The organism is Xenorhabdus sp. KJ12.1 (assembly GCF_963876495.1).
Classification (GTDB): domain Bacteria; phylum Pseudomonadota; class Gammaproteobacteria; order Enterobacterales; family Enterobacteriaceae; genus Xenorhabdus; species Xenorhabdus stockiae.
The window spans coordinates 40205-61239 of the sequence record NZ_CAWNQH010000068.1 but is presented as its reverse complement, the minus strand read 5'-3'; the positions used below and the strand labels follow the sequence as shown (position 1 = coordinate 61239).

Below are 21035 nucleotides of genomic sequence, written 5' to 3'. Positions count from 1 at the left end.
GGTTTTTTTATGTTTCCTGATACTCGCTGTCTCAGAACTTGTTTATCACAGCAAAGGCGAGCATAGTCATCAATAATGAGCCAATCACATTCGCCAGAATGCTGCCCAACGCCCAGCTTACTTTCCCTGCCTGTAATAAATAAACTACTTCAGCAGAAAATGTAGAGAACGTCGTCAGGCCACCACAGAAGCCTGTTGTTAACAGAAGTTTCCAGACGGGATCGATATGTGTCGCTTTACTGAAATAAGCCAGCCCCAGCCCGATAATAAATGCGCCAACACAGTTAGCCGTCAGAGTCCCAACGGCAATCGGTGCTGAGATATGATTCAGGCGGAGGCTGATAAACCAGCGTAAAACGCTGCCTATGCCACCACCGATAAATACAGCAAGAACAAGATTCATCAGCAGTGGTATTGCTTATTTGACTTCCATGCCTTTGGCCTGCATGTCTGCATGGTAAGATGAGCGAACAAACGGGCCACAGGCTGCATGGGTAAAGCCCATTTCTAAGGCTGCTTCTTTCATTTCATCAAATTCTGCCGGGCTAACATAACGCTGTACAGGCAAATGATGACGGCTAGGCTGTAAATACTGCCCCAATGTCAGCATGGTGACGCCATGTTTGCGTAAATCACGCATGACTTCCAGAATCTCTTCGTTAGTTTCTCCCAAACCTACCATCAGGCCAGATTTAGTCGGAATATCCGGGTGTGCTTCTTTAAATCTTTCCAGTAATTTTAATGACCATTCATAATTAGCACCCGGACGGATCTGACGATACATGCGTGGTACGTTTTCCAGATTGTGGTTAAACACATCAGGTGGTGTTGCGGTCAAAATTTCCAGTGCGCGATCCATACGACCCCGGAAATCCGGTACCAGAGTTTCAATTTTAATTGATGGATTTTTTTCACGGATTGCAGTGATACAGTCAGCAAAGTGCTGTGCTCCGCCGTCACGTAAGTCATCACGGTCAACGGAAGTGATAACAACGTAGCGTAGCCCCATATCCTGAATGGTTTGTGCAAGTTTAATCGGTTCATTAGCATCAGGCGCGTTTGGTCGGCCATGTGCCACATCACAGAACGGGCAGCGGCGGGTACAAATGGCACCCAGGATCATAAAGGTCGCTGTTCCGTGATTAAAACACTCTGCAAGGTTAGGGCAGGAGGCTTCCTCACAGACGGAGTGCAGCCCATTTTTGCGCATTGCAGCTTTGATTCCCTGAATGCGGCTGGAATCCGCAGGAAGTTTGATTTTCATCCACTCAGGTTTACGCAAGAGTGCTTCACGTTCTGTAACCACTGTTTTCACAGGGATTAAAGCCATCTTATCTGCGTCGCGGTATTTGACACCACGTTCCATCTGAATTGGTTTACTCATAATCGTGCTGGTTCCAGTTATATTCTTCAGATTGTAATTTATTGCCTGATAACTATTTTGCTGATTAATAAACTAAATTCAGCATCAAGTTCATCGGGACAATAAGACTATTCAAATTTTTTTGAAAAATGTTAAAAAATTATATCATCTTTCATCGGTGAGTTGGAATCCCAAGATCTGGCAGAATTTTTGTGCCAGAACGGGCTGTACATCTTCAACCGTGATCCCGGTAACGAGGTCACTGAGCTGGGTCATTTGCATACCTGCATATCCACATGGATTAATGCGCAAAAATGGTTGTAAATCCATTGCAATATTTAATGCCAGCCCATGAAAAGAACACCCTTTGCGGATACGCAATCCCAATGAACAAATTTTATTACCATTGACATATACCCCTGGCGCATCGGCCCGGGCATAAGATTCAACGCCAAAATGAGCTAACGTTTCGACAACGGTGTTTTCAATCGCGGTGACTAGCTGACGAACCCCGAGCTTAGCGCGTTTCAAGTCGATCAAAATATACATGACCTGCTGCCCGGGACCATGATACGTGATTTGCCCACCCCTGTCGGACTGAATAACAGGAATATCACCTGCGGCAATTATATGTTCTGCTTTACCCGCCTGACCTTGTGTAAACACTTTCTCATGTTGGACAAACCAGATTTCATCGGTAGTTTCCGCTGTCCGCTGCTCGGTGAACTGGTGCATGGCTTCAGAAACCGGCTCGTAGGGCTGAAGACCCAACTGGCGTAAAATAACGGTGTTATGTTGCAATGGACTGTCATCATCGGTTAACAAAAATTGCCCGCCAGTATAACGCCCTAAAAGGATTCTCACCAGTTCGGCAATGCGCTAATACACTAATAATGTTAATTAGACGAATATATTTAAATTTTATATTATCATAGTTATATATTTTGATGATTTCCTCCTTGTTTTCTGTTTGAGCTAACAGATGGTCAGAAAAAACCAACTTTTGATTGTAGGGCATCTTTGCAGTTCTCTGGTGCTCCTTTACAGCCTCTCAATGTTGCTGCCTACTTTTGTTGCCCTATTTTATAAAGAAAAAAGCGTTTTTGCTTTTTTAGAAACTTTTATAATCGGGTTGATTTTTGGCGGCGTTGGGTGGTATTTCACTCGAAAAACAAAAATACAACCCAGTACTCAGGACGGATTCCTTATTATCGTCCTGTTCTGGTTGCTCTTTTCGTTGTTGAGTGCCTTACCTTTCGTATTGGATAAAAGCCTGAATATCAATCTTGTTGATGCCATGTTTGAAGGTGTATCCGGTATTACAACCACCGGAGCAACAGTACTGAATGATGTTTCTGCTTTACCCAAATCCGTTCTTTATTATCGTGCTCAGCTGAACTTTATCGGTGGTTTGGGCGTGATTGTTCTTGCTGTGGCTATCCTGCCGCTGCTTGGCATTGGTGGCGTAAAACTTTATCAGTCAGAAATGCCGGGCCCATTTAAAGAGGAGCGATTGACGCCACGTCTGGCTGATAGTGCCAAAAGCCTATGGGTAGTTTATCTGTTATTGGGTGGACTATGTTCGTTCAGCTTCTGGGCGGCCGGGATGTCTTGGTTTGATGCTATTTGTCATGGGATATCAACGGTTTCTTTGGGGGGATTTTCGACCCGTAATGAAAGTCTTGGCTATTATGACAATTCCCTGATTGAAATGGTGGGCGGTGTTTTCTCAATATTATCGGCAGTTAACTTCACTCTTTATTTTGTCATTCTGACCCGGAGAAGCCTTAAACCGTTACTGAAAAATGCGGAGTTTAAATTTTTCTTGCTGGTACTTTTCATCGTAGTTTGCATCATTTGGCTGGAGTTATACCGTTCCGGCATGTATGGGCTGAAAGATGCGTTTGTTCATGGTTTTTTTATGACCAGTTCAATGATGACAGATAATGGTCTGTCGACTTCCGATTATGCTCAGTGGCCACCCCATACGATGCTGATGTTATTGGCTGTCAGTTTCTTTGGGGGCTGTGTTGGTTCCACTTGTGGAGGCATCAAAGCATTACGTTTCCTGATCCTGACAAAACAAAGTTTCAGTGAGATTAATCAACTTATTCATCCGAATGCGATTTCAACCATTAAAGTTGGTCAGGCACCTGTGCAGGAAAGGGTACTGCGTTCGGTCTGGGGTTTTTTCTTCTTATATGTTTTTTGTAGCTGTTTCTTTATTTGGGCGCTAAATCTGCTTGGTTATGATTTGGTGACTTCATTTGCCACGGTTGCAGCATGTATCAATAACATGGGAGTAGGTTACGGCGATACAGTACAAGGTTTTGGTAATCTTAGTGCGGTAGCGAAATGGATGATGTGTGCTGCTATGTTATTGGGAAGGCTGGAAATCTATCCTATTTTGATCCTGTGTTCGAAAGCGTTCTGGCGTTTTTGAGCGGGGTTAACAGAGAATCGGATACAGTCAGGTTAGATAGAGCAGATAGAGAAAAGCGCTGGTTTTTTGCCAGCGCTTTGTCGGAATAATCACAGATTAACAAAGTGATACATTACAGCACGACACGCACCAGTTCCAGTGCGCCTAACTCTTCATATAGTGTTTCAACCTGCTCAATGTGAGTTGCATTGATGGTAATAGAAACAGAGTGGTAGTTGCCTTTGCTGCTTGGTTTCACATCTGGGGAGTAATCGCCCGGTGCGTGGCGCTGAACCACTTCAACAACATGGTCCACCAGCTCAGGCTGAGCTAATCCCATCACTTTGTAAGTGAATGAGCAGGGGAACTCAAGCAGTTCATTTAATTTCGTTTTCATGGGCACTCCTGATTTATTCGCCACGGTAAAATCAGGCATTCTACCGTAGCATGACTATTTTCTGACAAGTTATATAAATATGTGGTTTAACTTTAATTTTTCAAGATATCAGCCAAGCCAGTGATGGAACATCAAACGGATATAATCAATCAGACGGCTAAAGAAACCACCTTCTTTCACTTCCTGCATCACGACCAGTGGACGTTGCTCAATCGTTTTACCATCAAGCTGGAAATTGATGGTGCCAACAACCTGATTCTGGGGAAGTGGGGCATGTAACTCATTGCTGTTCAGAACATAGCTGGCTTTCAGATCTTTCAGGCGACCACGAGGAATAGTCAGATAAACATCTTTTTCGACGCCCAGTTGTACTTTATCGTTATCACCAAACCAGACGGGTTCAGAGGCAAATTCTTTACCTGCCTGCAAGGGGGAGACTGTTTCAAAGAAACGAAAGCCCCATGTCAGCAGTTTTTTACTGTCTGTTTCACGGCCTTTGAAAGTCGGGCTGCCCATCACCGTAGCAATCAGACGCATATTACCTTCCGTGGCGGAAGAGACAAGGTTATAGCCAGCACCGCTGGTATGCCCTGTTTTAATACCATCAACATTCAGGCTCTTATCCCACAGTAAGCCGTTACGGTTAGGTTGGCGAATGTTGTTGTAAGTGAATTCTTTTTCTTTATAGATGGAGTATTCATCTGGTACATCGCGGACTAGCGCCTGACCAATCAGAGCCATATCATGAGCAGAGCTGTATTGACCTGCTGCATCCAGACCATGAACCGTCTGAAAATGAGTGTTTTTTAATCCTAAGCTCTGTACATATTTATTCATCAGGCCGACAAACGCGTCCTGACTACCAGCCACATAATCTGCCATTGCGACACAGGCATCATTACCTGATTGCAGGTTAATACCGCGGGAGAGCATAGCGACAGAAACCTGATCGCCGGGTTTTAAAAACATCAGGGAGGAGCCTTTGAAGACTGGGTTTCCTGTTGCCCATGCATCTTTACCCACGGTAACGATATCATTCGGGCTAATTTTCCCGGATTTAATAGCCTGACCAATAACATAACTGGTCATCATTTTTGTCAGGCTGGCAGGATCGCGACGGACATCTGAATTCTTTTCAGCCAATATTTTTCCTGAATTGTAATCAATCAGAATATAGGCTTCGGCATCAAGTTGTGGAACACCGGGGATCATGGTTTTGAAGCTATCATCGGTGTTGGCGAATGCAGAAGCACTGGCTGCCAGAGCAATGCTCAGCGTAGCATTTTTAATAAAACGGGAAGTAACTATGTATTTCATGATTGATTAGATGACATCCGTGAAGAAGCATTGATAAAAGATAAGTCACATCATAACAAATGACGAAAAGAGTGACATTAAACAAAATTGGGACAGAAGTATATTTGCACTTTTTTACTTGATTACGCTGTATTCGGTGAATGCCTTTATCTTACTTGGTTTCTCCCCACTGATAATGGCCGGAATAAAGGCAAATATCAGCGGGGGATTTGCTAATCACGGAGTAGTAATAAAGGAAGATTGTTGCATTTGATCCGTTAATTTCTGTTGTAACTCTACGGCTTGCTGGCGGGCATTGAAAGGCCCTAGTTGCACGCGGTAGACATGACCAAATTGAATCACTCGTCCGGGAGTATTAAAGCGTTTACTTAACGACTGCTGCCACTCTCTGGCTTTAGCTTCGGTGCTGACCGCGCCAACTTGTACCATATAGCCTGATACGTTAGCTGATTCTGGTGTAGCAGAAGATGTGACAACTGATTTTGTTTGTGCCGGAGGCTCCTGCACAGAAGCAGGCTTCTCCGGTTGTGAAACGCTTTGACTATCAGTGTTGACAGTATTTGCGGATAGATTCTGTTCTGGGGGAGTTTGCTCAGATAAACCGGAGTCCATACCTGTGACAGAAGCTGATGAGTTCAGCGCAGGTCTGTCAGGTAGGGCGTAGCTTTGTTTGACAATAGTTGAACCTTCTGTACCCAAACCCGCAAGTGAGCCATCAGGAGCAACCTGAATGCCATCCAGCTTAACTTTGCTTTGCGGCATTAAATTCAGACGATCAGCAACAGCCCGCGATAATTCGATAACTTTTCCCGGCTTATTATAAGGGCCACGATCATTAATCCTGACAATTATCATGCGTCCATTACTTAAATTAGTGACCCGTACATAGCCCGGTATTGGCAGTGTCGGGTGGGCGGCTGTCAGTGCATAGGGAGTATCCCGTTCACCAATCGCGGTCAATTTTCCAGTGGATTCTTCACCAAATACACTGGCATACCCTGTCTGAGTAAATTGGGCCGGATCCTTGACGATGTGATAATTCACACCGTCCTTTGTGTAATCCTGATTAACACTGGGGTGATAAGGCTCATAGACAGGCTCTGCACCTAAAACATCACGGGTCGGAATGGGCAGAACGGAGGTGGCTCCCTTTTCATTTTTTGTTGTACAGCCTGAAATCAGTACAGCCACTATGCCGAGAATAAGCCATTGTTGACGCATGAAATCTCTTCCTCATAGACTTTTGGATAATAACTTGCGATGGGTATGTATCGACATGATAATGCCGAATCCAGCCATTAAGACGATTAATGCCGAGCCTCCATAGCTGACTAGTGGCAGGGGCACGCCGACCACTGGCAAGATACCGCTAACCATACCGATGTTAACGAAAACATAAACAAACAGTATCAATATTAGCCCTCCAACCATGACACGGCCGAAAGTATTTTGTGCTTTGGCTGCAATAATCAACCCACGGATAATGATCAGTAAGTAAAGGGCAAGCAATACGATGACACCAACTAGCCCCAGTTCTTCTGCCAGAACCGCAAAAATAAAATCGGTATGACGCTCAGGCAAAAACTCTAATTGTGACTGTGTGCCCTGCAACCAGCCTTTTCCAAATAACCCGCCCGAGCCAATGGCAATCTTTGATTGAATGATATGGTAGCCTTTTCCCAGAGGATCGCTTTCCGGATCTAACAGCATCATGACTCTGGCCCGTTGATAGTCATGCATCAGAAAGAACCACAATATCGGTAAAAAACAGGCTGCCAATACAACGGCAATCGCGATTAAGCGCCAGTTCATTCCAGCCAGAAACAAGATAAACAGCCCGGATGCGGCGATCAGGATAGATGTACCTAAGTCAGGTTGTGCCGCGACAAGCAGGGTTGGCAAGAAAATCAGGATTAATGCAATTCCCGTATTTTTCAGGGAAGGGGGACAAAGATCCCGGTTCATAAAGCGGGCCACCATTAGAGGAACCGCAATTTTGGCAATTTCTGACGGCTGGAAACGTACAATGCCCAGATCCAGCCAGCGTTGTGCCCCTTTACTGATTTGCCCGAAAACATCAACAAGGATAAGCAGGATCACACAGACAATGTAAAGGTAAGGTGCCCAACTTTCATATATTCGGGGTGGTACCTGAGCAAGGGCTACCATAACCACCAGCCCGATAAGCACCTGTCCGACTTTACGTTCCATCATGCCAGCATCCTGTCCGCTGGCGCTCCACATAATGAAAAGGCTGTAGGCAAGCAGTAGCAGAATGCACAATAGCAGCGGGGTATCTATATGTATTCTGTTCCAGAAAGGAACTTTTTTCTGCGATTCTGTCATAGCATTACTCATTAACTCGTGTCCCGCTGGCTGGATTCCCAGCGGGTAGTGACCTGTTTTTATCAGCAGGCTCAGTAGGTGAGGGATCTTTATCACTCTTGATTAGGATATGATCCAAAATCTGGCGCACGATGGCGCCAATAGGTTTCCGCTCGGCACCGCCATTTTCTAAAATAATTGAGATGGCAACAGTTGGATTATCATAAGGAGCAAAAGCAATCATTAGCCAGTGGTCCCGCAGATGTTCTGCAAGTTTACTTGCATTATAGGTTTCATACCTGAATACCTGAGCTGTACCAGTTTTGCCTGCGGCTTTGTAGGGAGTACCAGCGAAAAACCTGCGTGCCGTACCGTTCGGAGCGTTGGCAACGCCATACATTCCCTCTTTGGCGATTTCCCAATAGCCGGAATGAATATCTCCGATAGGTTCAATGACTGGAGGCTGGTAAGGATGGACGCTATTGTTCAGATGAGTTCTCAGCAGGAAGTGTGGTGTTTTCACCTCGCCGTCATTGATCAATATCATCAGGGCTTTTACCATCTGCATAGGTGTAGCGGTCCAGTAACCCTGACCGATACCGACAGATATTGTATCACCTTGATACCAAGGTTTTTTATAGCGTTTTTGTTTCCACTCCCGGGTTGGCATATTACCCGCGGTCTCTTCTTTCAGATCAATACCGGTAAACTGACCGTAGCCAAATTTTATCATCCACTCGGAGAGCTTATCGATGCCCATATTATAGGCGAGCTGATAGAAAAAGGTATCAGCCGATTCAACAATAGCCTTATGCACATTCAGCAGGCCATGCCCATAACGTTTCCAGTCGCGGTAACTCATATTGGAGTTAGGTAATTGCCATCTTCCTGTGTCGTGGATAGTTGTATTCTTTGTAATGACACCGCTGCTTAGTGCTGCAACAGCAATAAAGGGTTTTACTGTCGAGGCCGGAGGGTATGCACCTTGTGTTGCACGGTTAATCAATGGACGGTTAGGGTTATTGAGCAGCGCTTTATAATCCTTACTGGAAATACCATCAACAAACAGATTGGGGTCATAGCTTGGAGTCGATACCATTGCCAGCACTTCGCCAGTCCGGGGGTCGGTAACAACAACGGCGGCCCGGCTGGTTGTCAGGATTTTTTCAATGTAAGTTTGCAGCTCTAAGTCTATTGACAGATAAATATCTTTACCCGCTTGAGGCGGTTGTTCGTGTAGCTGGCGGATAACTTTACCGCGGTTGTTAACTTCAACTTCTTCATAGCCGGGTTTGCCATGCAGAATGGATTCGTAATAACGTTCAATACCCAATTTGCCGATATCATGAGTCGCCGCATAATCCGGTAATATCCCTTCCTGTTCGAGCCGTTCTACGTCTTTGTCATTAATTTTAGATACATAGCCGATAACGTGGGTGAGGGCAGAGCCATAAGGATAATAACGGCGTTGATATCCTCGGATTTCCAGACCGGGGAAACGGTACTGATTAACAGAGAACCGGGCAACCTGTACCTGAGTCAGCGGTGTCTTCAGGGGAATTGAGGTAAAACGACGGGCACGTCGCCGTTCTTTTTGGAAATTTTCGATATCTTCATCAGTTAGCCCGACGATAGAACGCAGCTCATTGAGTGTCTTATCAAGGTCATCAACTTTTTGTGGCACAATCTCCAATTGGTAAATTGTACGGTTAGCTGCCAGAAGTGTGCCGTTACGGTCATAAATGAGTCCACGGCTTGGCGCAATGGGAACAAGTTTGATACGGTTCCCATTTGAGCGCGTCTGGTAATCTTCGTGCCGGGTGATCTGGAGATTATAGAGGTTGGCAATCAGAACCCCCGTTAAAAGGATAACGCCAACAAACGCCACGAGTGCGCGGCGTATAAAGAGGGCTGATTCAGCCGTATAATCGCGAAAAGGAGTTCGTTTATTCTTCATCCCATTACCAGAATTCACGGTGATAGATTACCTAATTTATTCCCGATGATAAGGGTGATTAGTTGTGATACTCCATGCCCGGTATAGGCTTTCAGCAACCAAAACCCGTACCAGAGGATGTGGAAGAGTCAGTGGGGAAAGTGACCAGCTTTGTTCTGCCGCTGCTTTACAGGCAGGTGCTAACCCTTCCGGACCACCAATCAGTAAACTGACATTTCTTCCGTCCTGTTTCCAGCGTTCAAGCTGTTGTGCCAGTTGGGGTGTTTCCCAACGAGAGCCGGGGATATCCAGCGTGACAATACGGTTGCCTTTACCGACAGCCGACAACATTTGTTCGCCTTCTTTTTCCAGAATACGTTTGATATCGGCGTTTTTGCCCCGTTTTCCTGCCGGAATTTCAATTAATTCGAATGGCATATCTTTGGGAAAACGGTGTAAGTAATCCATGAAGCCGGTCTGTACCCAGTCCGGCATTTTTGTTCCCACAGCGACAAGTTGTAACTTCAAACTCAGCTCCAGAGTTTTTCCAGTTCATACATCCGGCGGCTGTCTTCCTGCATGACATGCACCATTACTTCGCCGAGGTCTACAACAATCCAGTCTGAGATCCCTTGTCCTTCGACACCCAGAGGCATAATGCCGGCTTCGCGGCAGTCATCAACCAGATTGTCAGCGACTGACATCAGATGACGACTTGATGTACCGGTGCAGATCAGCATACAGTCTGTAATGCTGGATTTTCCACGAACATCTATAGAAACAATATCCTGTGCTTTTGAATCTTCAAGTTTATCAATAATAAATTGTTGTAGTTCTGTGCCTTGCAAAAGGATCACCTTAATTTTATCAAAGTAGTTGAGTAACGCAGAATAATAGCATGCCCGTCTCTATAAACGTAAGCTACTGAGCCGGGAAATCACATATGATTTAACTATCAACTATATAACTGCTGGGAATCAATATAATTTTGTATTAATGGAGGTAATAAATCATCACAGTTTAAGCCCTGTTGATGGCGGCGGCGAATATCGGTTGCTGAAATGTCCAACAACGGTGTTTCGGCCAGATAAATGTAACCATGTGATTTATGACTTAATGGTGCGGGAGTATCAATTTTGTGCTGCTCCAGCCATTCCTGCATTTCCGGTGTTGAAAGCTGCTTTGAATAGCCGGGACGGGAGCAGACCAGTAAATGACAGATATCCAGCAATTCAGACCATCGGTGCCAGTTATGAATGGATTGCAGGGAATCCTGCCCGATGATAAATGCCAGCGGACACTGCTCACCGACTTCTTCACGGAATGACTTTAATGTATCAATAGTGTAAGAAGGTGTCTGACGCTGCAATTCCCGCGTATCAACAGTAAACAGGGGATTATCCTGTACTGCCAGACGCACCATTTCCAGCCGTTGCTGAGCGGTGGCTTCTGGCTGAGGGCGGTGAGGCGGAACATGGTTAGGTAACAGAATAACCTGTTTAAGCCCCGCCAGTTTTGCTAATGCTTCTACCGGACGTAAATGACCATAATGGATGGGATCAAAAGTACCACCAAATAAAGCATGAATAATCGGTGAATTTAACGATGGATGAGTTAAGGATGAATTAGTGGTGTGAAGCATTCAAAAAGCTCTCTGGTAATATTTTTCCGTGCGTCTTTCCGAGGTCTTTTCCGTATAACAGCAGCATAGAAAGGGTTTCCAGGTCAGCCCAAATAGATTGGCCATAATCCTGTTTGATGCGCAACTCCATCTGGGTCAACAAGTGTATAGCTGAGTGCAAATCTTGCAGTGATAGCCGTTGTAATGCCGAAGTCAAAAGCATCCGACGGTTTTGCCAGACTTTATGTTGATCAAACAGTGCCTTTAAAGGTGTTGTTTTTTCCTGACGCTTAAGGGTTAACAGTAGCATCAGTTCTCGCTGTATAGTACGAAGCAGAATAATCTCTTCGATATCTTCCTGTCGCAATTGTTTCAGGATATGCCATCCGCGTTTGACTTTGCCCGCCAGTAGCGCATCGACCCAATGGTAAGGGGCAAAATGTGCCGCATCATTGACAGCCTCTTCGACCCGATGAAGCGTCAGGCGATTATCAGGATAGAGCAGTGAGAGCCGCTCCAGCGCCTGTGACAATGCCAGCAGATTTCCTTCGTAGCAATAACACAGTAACTGGTTAGCTTCATCTTCCAGTGACAGGCCCATACTTTTAGCGCGTTGTGCGACCCATTGAGGAAGACGGTTTTGCTCAGGATTGAGGCAGCTGATATAAACACCATTTTTCCCGATCGCTTTGAACCAGATACTGTTTTCCTGTGCCTTGGTCAGTTTATGCCCGCGCAGTATCAATAAAACATCGTCATGCAGTAATTCTGATAGCTTAACCAAACGTTCCGCCATTGCTGCATTGGGACCATTTTCAGGTAACAACAGGGTAATTGACTGACGGCTGGCGAAAAGGCTGAGTGACTGGCATAAACTGAAGATTTCATCCCACTCGGTATGGTTATCCAGTGAAAACGAAAAATGCTCCAGAAAGCCGTGCTGCTCAGCTACTTTCCGGATACTGTCCTGACTTTCCTGTAGCAGCAATGGTTCATTGCCCCATAGCAGGTAGTTATTTCGCAGCCCTTCATTGAGCTGCGAAAGAAGTTGTTCAGGATAGAGTCTGATCATTGCTTTTGTGTTTCAGCAGATTTAGGTTGCTCTGAACTTTGAATTGTCAGCAGTTTGCGTATCAGCTGACGAGCCGCTTGTTCACGCATTTCCTGCTTAACAAGTTCGTTTTCTGCATCTTTTGCCAGTGCTTCCAATGGGTTATCAAAAAACGAACGTTCAACCCTGACCTCTAATGGGTAAATGTTACCATTTGGCATCAGAACCTGTGCATCAACATCCAGCACCAGTTGGCGTTCCGCCGCTTTACCATCCTGAAAGACTGAAACCGTGACATTGTTTTCACTTGAACCCAGTAATTTCAGAATTGGCAATGAGGCACTGGCCTGTTCAGCAATTCTGACATCGTTCAGACGTAGCTGCTGACGTACTGCCCGTGCCAATGGCCCATAAGGATCACCAGAGTTTAGCTGTAATGTCTGGAGTTCTTTGGGAACCTGTGTTGTGCCACGTAGATGAAAGCCGCAGCCAGCGGTGACAAGCACCGCTAACCCCAGCAACAACGTGAAAATACGATGTCGCATACTCTTTCCTATAATATTAACCAACGACCAGATTCAGCAATTTACCCGGAACATAGATAACTTTCCGGATACTGACGCCTTCAAGGTATTTCGTTACGCTGTATTCCTGAGAAGCCATCTCCTGAACATATTCTTTTGTCGCATCTGCCGGTACGGTGATACGGCCACGGACTTTACCGTTGATCTGAATGACAACCAGTTTAGTATCATCAACCATGGCTTTTTCATCAGCCTGCGGCCATGCAGCGGTATCAATGTCACATTTATTACCAAGTGCTTTCCACATCACGAAGCAGGCATGTGGTGTGATAGGTGAAAGCATACGTACAACGGCTGTCAGCGCTTCTTGCATCAGGGCACGATCTTGCTCTGTTTCCAGCGGTGCGCGGGTCAGTTTATTCATCAGCTCCATGATAGCGGCTATTGCGGTATTGAATGCCTGACGGCGGCCGATATCATCCGTGACTTTAGCAATAGTTTTGTGCAGGTCTCGACGCAAATCTTTCTGTTCGGTTGTCAGGCTGGTGATATCCAGTGGCTGAATTTCGCCTTTATCAGTATTTTTGCTTACATGCTCGTGAACCAGACGCCATACACGTTTCAGGAAGCGGTTAGCTCCTTCTACCCCAGATTCCTGCCATTCCAGAGTCAGTTCTGGTGGTGCAGCGAACATCATAAACAAACGAACAGTATCAGCACCGTATTTATCAACCATCAGTTGTGGGTCGATACCGTTATTTTTGGATTTGGACATTTTACTCATGCCGGTATAAACCAGTTCATGACCATCACTATCCATTGCTTTGGTGATGCGGCCTTTCTCGTCACGCTCAACAATAGCATCAGCCGGAGATACCCAGATTTTTTCACCGTTGCTGCCAGTGTAATAGAAGGCTTCTGCCAGAACCATGCCCTGACACAGCAGATGTTTTGCTGGTTCATCTGAATTGACCAGACCCGCATCACGCATCAGTTTGTGGAAGAAACGGAAATACATCAGGTGCATAATGGCGTGTTCAATACCACCAATATATTGATCCACTGGCAGCCAGTAGTTAGCAGCGGCAGGATCAAGCATACCTTGATCATAATCCGGGCAGGTATAACGAGCGTAATACCATGACGATTCCATAAAGGTATCGAAGGTATCGGTTTCACGGAGTGCAGGCTGACCATTAATAGTCGTTTTGGCCCATTCCGGATCTGCTTTGATTGGGCTGGTGATGCCATCCATTACAACATCTTCCGGCAGAATAACCGGCAGTTGATCTTCAGGAACCGGAACTACTGTACCATCTTCCAGTGTTGCCATTGGAATTGGTGCACCCCAGTAACGCTGACGGGAAACTCCCCAGTCACGCAGGCGATAGTTAACTTTGCGTTTACCTACACCCATTTCAACCAGTTTGTCAGCGATAGCATTGAAGCCTTCTTCATGGCTCAGCCCACTGAATTCACCGGAATTGACCAGAGCGTTCTTATCAGTCATCGCGCTTTCCTGAACAGTTGGTACATTACCATCGTTGTCCAGAATGACCGCTTTTATTGGCAGGTCATATTTGGTTGCGAATTCCCAGTCACGCTGATCATGGCCTGGAACCGCCATAACTGCACCTGTGCCGTATTCCATCAGAACGAAGTTGGCAACCCAGATAGGCATTTTTTCGTTAGTTAATGGATGGATTACGAACATACCGGTCGGCATGCCTTTTTTCTCCATTGTTGCCATATCTGCTTCAGCAACTTTGGTATTACGGCATTCGTTGATAAATTCTGCCAGCTCAGAATTGCTTTCCGCAGCCTGTTTTGCCAGAGGGTGACCCGCAGCTACAGCAACATAGGTTGCTCCCATAAAGGTATCCGGGCGGGTGGTATAGACGGTCAGTTTTTCCTGACTGTCAGCAACATTAAAGGTGATTTCAGCACCTTCTGAACGGCCAATCCAGTTACGCTGCATAACTTTCACCTGCTCAGGCCACTCTTCCAGCTTATCCAGATCGTTCAGCAATTCTTCGGCGTAATCGGTGATTTTAATAAACCACTGCGGGATTTCTTTACGTTCTACAGGGCTGTCACAGCGCCAGCAGCAACCATCAATAACCTGCTCATTCGCCAGAACGGTCAGATCGTTTGGACACCAGTTCACTGCGGAGGTTTTTTTGTAAACCAGACCTTTTTCATACAATTTGGTGAAGAACCATTGTTCCCAGCGATAATATTCCGGTGTACAGGTTGTGACTTCACGATCCCAGTCGTAACCAAATCCCAGCATTTTCAGCTGGCCTTTCATGTATTCGATATTGGAATAAGTCCACGGTGCTGGTGCGGTATTGTTTTTAACCGCTGCGCCTTCTGCTGGTAAGCCGAAGGCATCCCAACCGATAGGTTGCAGGACATTTTTACCAAGCATACGTTGGTAACGGGAAATCACATCACCGATAGTGTAGTTACGGACATGGCCCATATGTAGTCGGCCAGAAGGGTAAGGTAGCATGGACAGGCAGTAGTATTTTTCTTTGCTGCTGTCTTCGGTCACTTTAAAAGTTTGCTTCTCTTGCCAATGAAGCTGGACTTGTTGCTCTATGTCTTCTGGACGATATTGTTCTTGCATGGCACCGATGATCCTATGGTGAGTAATAATGCTACGCCTTTTATACCCTTCATTTTTCAGGCTGCCTCTTTGTTGGGTTCTCTGGGATTAACTCCCTGCCGACATGATGCAACTCGAAATCTATTGGGTATAGCGAGTATGTTTGTTTATGAAATTTAAGATGCCATAGCATAGCGGATAGGAATAGGGGCAACAACACCTGTTAGTGGTACAACACAGAAAATTACTGAATTTTTACCCCCTTTATCTTTCCTACCGGGTACAGATGCGGCTTAAAGCCGGCGGTATGTTGATACCGCCGACCAGAAACGTAATCAGTGCAGAATTTTTGCCAGAAAATCGCGGGCGCGTTCTGATTTAGGGTTGACGAAGAAATCTTCTTTTCTGCTGTCTTCGACAATTGTCCCCTCATCCATAAAGATAACGCGATGAGCCACTTTTTTTGCAAACCCCATTTCATGGGTAACGACCATCATGGTCATTCCTTCGTTAGCCAGTTCAACCATTACATCCAGCACTTCATTGATCATTTCTGGATCAAGGGCAGAAGTGGGTTCGTCAAACAGCATGGCAATCGGATCCATACAAAGAGCACGTGCGATAGCTACCCTCTGCTGTTGCCCGCCGGAAAGCTGGGAAGGGAATTTATGGGCGTGGTTTGATAACCCAACTCTCTCTAACAATTTCAGGCCTTTTTCAGTTGCTGCCTGCTTATCGCGCTTGAGAACTTTAACCTGAGCCAGAGTCAGATTGTCTATGATCGACAGATGAGGAAACAGTTCAAAATGTTGAAATACCATGCCGACTTGGGAACGTAATTGTGCCAGATCGGTTTTTTTATCATTGACTTTTGTTCCATTGACCGAAATTTCACCTTGCTGGACAGCCTCGAGGCCGTTGACCGTTTTTATGAGTGTGGATTTGCCAGAACCAGAAGGCCCGCAAACGACCACGACTTCGCCTTTTTTGACTTCAGTTGAACAGTCATTCAGCACCTGAAACTGACCATACCATTTGGATACATTTTTCAGCGAGATCATTAAATAGTCCTTTTCTTTAAATAGTTAACCAGCATTGAGGCGGAAAAACTAATAACAAAATAAACCAACCCGGCAAACAGAACCATTTCAACCTGTGTACCGTCACGTTCACCGATATTGCTTGCTGTACGGAAAAAATCCGCCAGACTCAATACGTATACCAGAGAAGTATCCTGAAATAATACAATGCCCTGTGTCAGCAGCAACGGTATCATTGCCCGGAATGCCTGTGGCAGAATGACCAAACGCATACTTTGCATGTGTGTCATCCCTAATGCCAGCGATGCGGCTGACTGACCACGGGAAATACTCTGGATACCGGCCCGGATAATTTCAGAATAATAGGCCGCTTCAAAGATTGAGAACGCTACCATTGCAGAGATTAATCGGATATCAGTTTTTGGTGATATACCCAGAACATTTTGAACTAAGCTAGGCACAATTAAATAGAACCATAACAATACCATTACCAGAGGTACGGAACGGAAGAGGTTAACATACAGGGCCGCAAACCAGCTCAGAGCTTTAATGGAAGAAAGCCGCATCATTGCCAGAATGGTTCCCCAGGCAATGCCAATCACGATAGCTATTAGTGTGATCTCTGCGGTGATGATTAATCCATCCAACAGAAGCGGCAGGCTGGGAACAATCGAACTCCAGTCAAATTGATACATGTCCTATTTCCCTCCTATATTGCCCGGTAGCTGTATTTTTTTCTCTAGCATGCTCATTGCCAGCATGATCACGAGATTGATACCCACATATGCCAGTGTGATAACTGTAAATGTTTCATAGGCATGTGCTGAATAATCCAGTAATTTCCCTGCCTGTGCTGCCATATCCACCAGACCGATAGTTGAAGCAATCGCGGAGTTCTTCACCAGATTGAGCATTTCTGAGGTCATGGGGGGCGTAATGACACGATAAGCATTGGGTAGCAAAACGTAACGGTAAGTCTGAGGCAGAGTCAGCCCCATTGCCAGCCCTGCGGCTTTTTGTCCCCGTGGCAGGGATTGAATAGCGGCCCTGACTTGCTCACATACTCGTGCCGCGGTGAATAACCCGAGGCAAACCAATGAGGAAAGGAAAAACTGGATATTAGGATCTAAGTCCATTTTGAACCAGTCACTCAGGTTTTTGGGCAGGAATTCCGGAACAACCAGATACCATATAAAAAACTGGACTATAAGGGGAACGTTACGAAATAGTTCGACATAGCAGGTTCCTAACCCGGAAAGAAATTTATTCGGTACAGTTCGCAGAATGCCGAAAAAAGAACCGACAATAAATGCAATAACCCAGGCACATATTGAAAGAGCGACAGTTACCTGAAATCCAGAAATGATCCACCCCAGATAGGTGGTATTACCAAAAGGCGCTTCCTGTAGAAAGATGCCCCAGTTCCAATCAATTGACATACATATGCTCCCTGAAACATAAAAATGAGGTAGGAAACGGCTACCTCATACCCGTCGTGCCAATAAAATCGGGGTTTTAGGTTTATAATTAATTCAATGACTTATCATTTGGTGCTTTGAACAGTTCTTTCATCTCATCGGACAGAGTAAAATTCATATTCAGATTTTTGGGTGGAATCGGCTGTTTAAACCAGATATCGAACCTTTCTGCGGCCTTGCCTGATGTCTGTATTTCTGCAACCGTTTCATCCAGCAGCTTCTTGAACTGAGGGTCATCCTTGCGCATCAGACAGCCATAAGCTTCTTTAGATTGCGGTTCACCAACGATAATCCATTGTTCAGGTTTTTTCGCTTTGGCGCGCTCTCCTGCCAATAGCGCATCATCAACCATGAAGGCGACAGCGCGACCAGATTCCAGTGTCCGGAATGAATCACCATGATCTTTTGCACTGATAATGCGCATCTTCATTTTTTTCTCGTCATTAAGCTTATTCAGCAGCATTTCAGATGTTGTACCGGCACTGACAACAACATTTTTTCCACCCAGATCATCAAATCCTTTGATACCTGAATCTTTATTGGTCAGAAGGCGGGTATTGACGATAAAAATAGTATTGGAGAATGCGGCTTGTTTTTGGCGCTCGGGAGTATTGGTGGTTGAACCACATTCAAAATCAAAAGTCCCATTTTGGAGTAATGGAATACGGTTCTGGGAGGTAACCGGGATCAATTTCACTTGTAGATCAGGAGCACCAATTTTTTTCTTAATCGCTTCCACGATTAAATTTGAATGGTCCTGGGCGAAACCGACAACGTTCTGTTTTCCATCGTAATAAGCAAATGGAACAGAAGATTCTCTGTGCCCGACAGCAACAACACCGCTGTCCTTAATTTTTTTCAATGTGCCGGTCAGTTCCTCAGCATGGGCAGCTCCTACCGCGCTAAGCAACATTGTGGCTAACATAAACTTACGCATATACAGCTCCTTCATGTGGTTGTTTTATTCAAAACTGGGTTTGTTTGCAGGGGGTGGATCTATGCTTTTATTTCTGTTTTACAGAGATCGTTAGCATAGAAATAAATTTCTAATATTGTTTTGTATATGAGTCGTAAAAAAATAATTCATAATGTTACTTTTTTGAAACATTGATGTTTTCATTTTGCGAGCCAACTCGAACTATAAACAAACAATTTTGTTTAAGTGTGATTTTGTGGCAAATAATTTTGAATCTTGTTCACAGTTTGCACTTTTTAGGAATAAATACCGTAGTACGGTGATCTTTTAGGCTGTTTTTATGTTTTTTGTGAATATTTTAGAAATGAAACTAATGGAGGGATTCGTGTTGGAGAAATTACCTAAAATGACATACGAGAAAGAATAAGTTCAGTATATAAATACATTCTGAACTTATTCTTTGGGGGATTTTTAGGGGTATCGTTAAATGCTTAACTAAGTATGACGGCGGTTTCTGATTAATCCGAACAAAATAAACAATACAGTCATTCCCCAAACCGGCCAGTTCCCAATACGGAAATAAGGGGTGATCCCGCTGGCTGGAGTGACTTCGGCTTCCAAGACCTGACGGGTGAACTGCGGAATTTCAGCCTGTATTGAACCATCTGGCCTGACTACGGCAGTAATGCCATTATTGGTTCCCCGTAATAATGGGCGACCCAGTTCAAGAGCGCGCATCCGCGCCATCTGGAAGTGTTGCCACGGGCCAATAGATTGGCCGAACCATGCGTCGTTGGAAATTGTCAGCAAAAATTCTGTGCTGGGTTTGAAATTATCGCGGACTTGCTCACCCAAAATGATTTCATAACAGATAGCAGCAGTAATGTCATAACCAGCAACAGAAAGCTGAGGTTGTATATAATTTCCCTGACTGAAAGAGGACATTGGCAGGTTAAATAAGGGTGCCAATGGACGCAGTAATGATTCCAGAGGTACAAACTCACCAAACGGCACAAGGTGATGTTTGTCATAGCGGTCAGCCGCCGGATACTGGTAAGGTGTTTTCTCCCCTAACACAATAATACTGTTATAGAATTTGTATCCGTCTAATGTTGGTCGTGCATCGGGAATACCCGTGATCAGGCTGGTATGATGTTGCCTGAGCAACGCATCCAGTTTGGTCAGGAAGAGACTCTGGTCGTGTTCGGTATCAGGAATGGCTGCTTCTGGCCAGATAATGATGGGAACTTTCCCAATAAAAGGGCGGCTGTTATCCAGATAGATATCCACTGTTTTGCCCAATGCTGAAGGATCCCATTTTATTTCCTGAGGGATATTCCCCTGTACCAGTGCTATATCAGCCGATTTTTCCGGTAGTAGGGTATACCACTGATAATGCCTCATTGGCCACGGTAACATCAGTAAAGCAACGGCAATGATGGCAGCTACGATTTTTTTATGTACAGTAGCAAAAACCAACAACCCGCTGATAATCATCAACAGGAAAGTAATACCTTCTACCCCGAAAACCGGCGCAATGGCTTTTAACGGACCATCAATTTGACTGTAACCAAACTGTAGCCACGGAAAACCGGTAAGTACCCAACCACGTAAAAATTCCGTTAACTGCCACAGAGCAGGGCCGGCAATTATCAGCCTGATCCCGTTTGAAGCAGGGAAAAACCGGTTAAGTAACCCGGCAAACAGAGTTGGATAAAGCGCAAGGTAAGCCGCCAGCAAGACAACTAAAAAGATATTAACGGCGGTTGGCATACCCCCGAAACCGGCAATGCTGACATAAACCCAGTTTGTTCCGCTGCCGAACAACCCAAATCCCCAGCAGAAACCAATAAAGGCTGCTTGTCGGCTGGTTCGGTTTAACGTCAGGATTTGCAGGCCAAAGAGGGAGATAAGAGCAGCAGGCCAGAAATCAAAAGGTGAAAAAGCCAGTGTTCCACTGGCTCCGAAGAAAAGTGCCAGCAAGGCACGCAGCCGCTGGCAACTTATTAATGAGGTTTTGTTCATCCAGATCCC

General features: G+C 45.2%; 20 protein-coding genes. 1 reads left to right on the top strand and 19 read right to left on the bottom strand.

Annotation, left to right across the window (positions count from 1 at the left end):
- Positions 1–31: 31 nt before the first annotated feature.
- The 3 genes from crcB to lipB form a co-directional block, all read right to left on the bottom strand.
- A complete protein-coding gene (crcB, locus tag AACS92_RS10550) occupies positions 32–406 on the bottom strand; it encodes a fluoride efflux transporter CrcB (protein ID WP_099111170.1) in 375 nt (124 codons plus the stop codon).
- A gap of 12 nt (positions 407–418) precedes the next feature.
- Positions 419–1384 (bottom strand): lipoyl synthase, encoded by a 966-nt coding sequence (lipA, locus tag AACS92_RS10545; RefSeq protein ID WP_099111169.1) that lies wholly within the window; start codon positions 1382–1384, stop codon positions 419–421.
- A gap of 144 nt (positions 1385–1528) precedes the next feature.
- Positions 1529–2164 (bottom strand): lipoyl(octanoyl) transferase LipB, encoded by a 636-nt coding sequence (lipB, locus tag AACS92_RS10540; RefSeq protein WP_099111182.1) that lies wholly within the window; start codon positions 2162–2164, stop codon positions 1529–1531.
- A gap of 181 nt (positions 2165–2345) precedes the next feature.
- Between lipB and AACS92_RS10535 the strand changes: the two genes are divergently transcribed.
- Positions 2346–3806, top strand: coding sequence for a TrkH family potassium uptake protein (locus tag AACS92_RS10535; RefSeq protein ID WP_099111168.1), 1461 nt, complete (start codon positions 2346–2348; stop codon positions 3804–3806).
- A gap of 112 nt (positions 3807–3918) precedes the next feature.
- On the opposite strand, the gene ybeD is transcribed toward AACS92_RS10535, so the two are convergent.
- The 16 genes from ybeD to lnt all read right to left on the bottom strand — a co-directional run bounded on the left by ybeD (position 3919) and on the right by lnt (position 21026).
- The gene (gene ybeD / locus AACS92_RS10530) at positions 3919–4182 is read right to left on the bottom strand and encodes a DUF493 family protein YbeD (protein ID WP_086953830.1); all 264 of its coding nucleotides are present in this window, start codon (positions 4180–4182) and stop codon (positions 3919–3921) included.
- Positions 4183–4290: 108 nt separating this feature from the next.
- Entirely contained in the window at positions 4291–5499 is a 1209-nt protein-coding gene (gene dacA / locus AACS92_RS10525; protein ID WP_099111167.1) for a D-alanyl-D-alanine carboxypeptidase DacA, read from the bottom strand.
- A gap of 216 nt (positions 5500–5715) precedes the next feature.
- Positions 5716–6720 carry an endolytic peptidoglycan transglycosylase RlpA gene (gene rlpA / locus AACS92_RS10520; RefSeq protein ID WP_099111166.1) on the bottom strand — a complete coding sequence of 335 codons (1005 nt, stop codon included), beginning with the start codon at positions 6718–6720 and terminating at the stop codon, positions 5716–5718.
- A gap of 12 nt (positions 6721–6732) precedes the next feature.
- Positions 6733–7845 (bottom strand): peptidoglycan glycosyltransferase MrdB, encoded by a 1113-nt coding sequence (gene mrdB / locus AACS92_RS10515; protein WP_099111181.1) that lies wholly within the window; start codon positions 7843–7845, stop codon positions 6733–6735.
- A gap of 4 nt (positions 7846–7849) precedes the next feature.
- Entirely contained in the window at positions 7850–9781 is a 1932-nt protein-coding gene (mrdA, locus tag AACS92_RS10510; RefSeq protein ID WP_099111165.1) for a peptidoglycan DD-transpeptidase MrdA, read from the bottom strand.
- A 36-nt stretch (positions 9782–9817) separates the two neighbouring features.
- A complete protein-coding gene (rlmH, locus tag AACS92_RS10505; RefSeq protein WP_099111164.1) occupies positions 9818–10288 on the bottom strand; it encodes a 23S rRNA (pseudouridine(1915)-N(3))-methyltransferase RlmH in 471 nt (156 codons plus the stop codon).
- Between the two features lie 2 nt (positions 10289–10290).
- Entirely contained in the window at positions 10291–10617 is a 327-nt protein-coding gene (rsfS, locus tag AACS92_RS10500; protein WP_099111163.1) for a ribosome silencing factor, read from the bottom strand.
- A 98-nt stretch (positions 10618–10715) separates the two neighbouring features.
- Positions 10716–11402 (bottom strand): nicotinate-nucleotide adenylyltransferase, encoded by a 687-nt coding sequence (nadD, locus tag AACS92_RS10495; RefSeq protein WP_099111162.1) that lies wholly within the window; start codon positions 11400–11402, stop codon positions 10716–10718.
- A complete protein-coding gene (holA, locus tag AACS92_RS10490) occupies positions 11386–12453 on the bottom strand; it encodes a DNA polymerase III subunit delta (protein WP_099111161.1) in 1068 nt (355 codons plus the stop codon). Before holA ends, nadD begins: the two co-directional genes overlap by 17 nt.
- Positions 12450–12977, bottom strand: coding sequence for an LPS assembly lipoprotein LptE (lptE, locus tag AACS92_RS10485; protein ID WP_099111160.1), 528 nt, complete (start codon positions 12975–12977; stop codon positions 12450–12452). Before lptE ends, holA begins: the two co-directional genes overlap by 4 nt.
- Before the next feature lie 16 nt (positions 12978–12993).
- The gene (gene leuS, locus AACS92_RS10480) at positions 12994–15588 is read right to left on the bottom strand and encodes a leucine--tRNA ligase (protein WP_099111159.1); all 2595 of its coding nucleotides are present in this window, start codon (positions 15586–15588) and stop codon (positions 12994–12996) included.
- Between the two features lie 314 nt (positions 15589–15902).
- A complete protein-coding gene (locus tag AACS92_RS10475; protein WP_099111158.1) occupies positions 15903–16628 on the bottom strand; it encodes an amino acid ABC transporter ATP-binding protein in 726 nt (241 codons plus the stop codon).
- Positions 16628–17302 carry a glutamate/aspartate ABC transporter permease GltK gene (gltK, locus tag AACS92_RS10470; protein WP_099111157.1) on the bottom strand — a complete coding sequence of 225 codons (675 nt, stop codon included), beginning with the start codon at positions 17300–17302 and terminating at the stop codon, positions 16628–16630. The genes AACS92_RS10475 and gltK overlap by 1 nt, the downstream gene beginning before the upstream one ends.
- Positions 17303–17305: 3 nt before the next feature.
- The gene (locus tag AACS92_RS10465; RefSeq protein ID WP_099111156.1) at positions 17306–18046 is read right to left on the bottom strand and encodes an amino acid ABC transporter permease; all 741 of its coding nucleotides are present in this window, start codon (positions 18044–18046) and stop codon (positions 17306–17308) included.
- 88 nt (positions 18047–18134) lie between these two features.
- Positions 18135–19022 carry a glutamate/aspartate ABC transporter substrate-binding protein gene (locus AACS92_RS10460; protein ID WP_099111155.1) on the bottom strand — a complete coding sequence of 296 codons (888 nt, stop codon included), beginning with the start codon at positions 19020–19022 and terminating at the stop codon, positions 18135–18137.
- A gap of 474 nt (positions 19023–19496) precedes the next feature.
- Positions 19497–21026 carry an apolipoprotein N-acyltransferase gene (gene lnt, locus AACS92_RS10455; RefSeq protein WP_099111154.1) on the bottom strand — a complete coding sequence of 510 codons (1530 nt, stop codon included), beginning with the start codon at positions 21024–21026 and terminating at the stop codon, positions 19497–19499.
- Between the last annotated feature and the right edge of the window lie 9 nt (positions 21027–21035).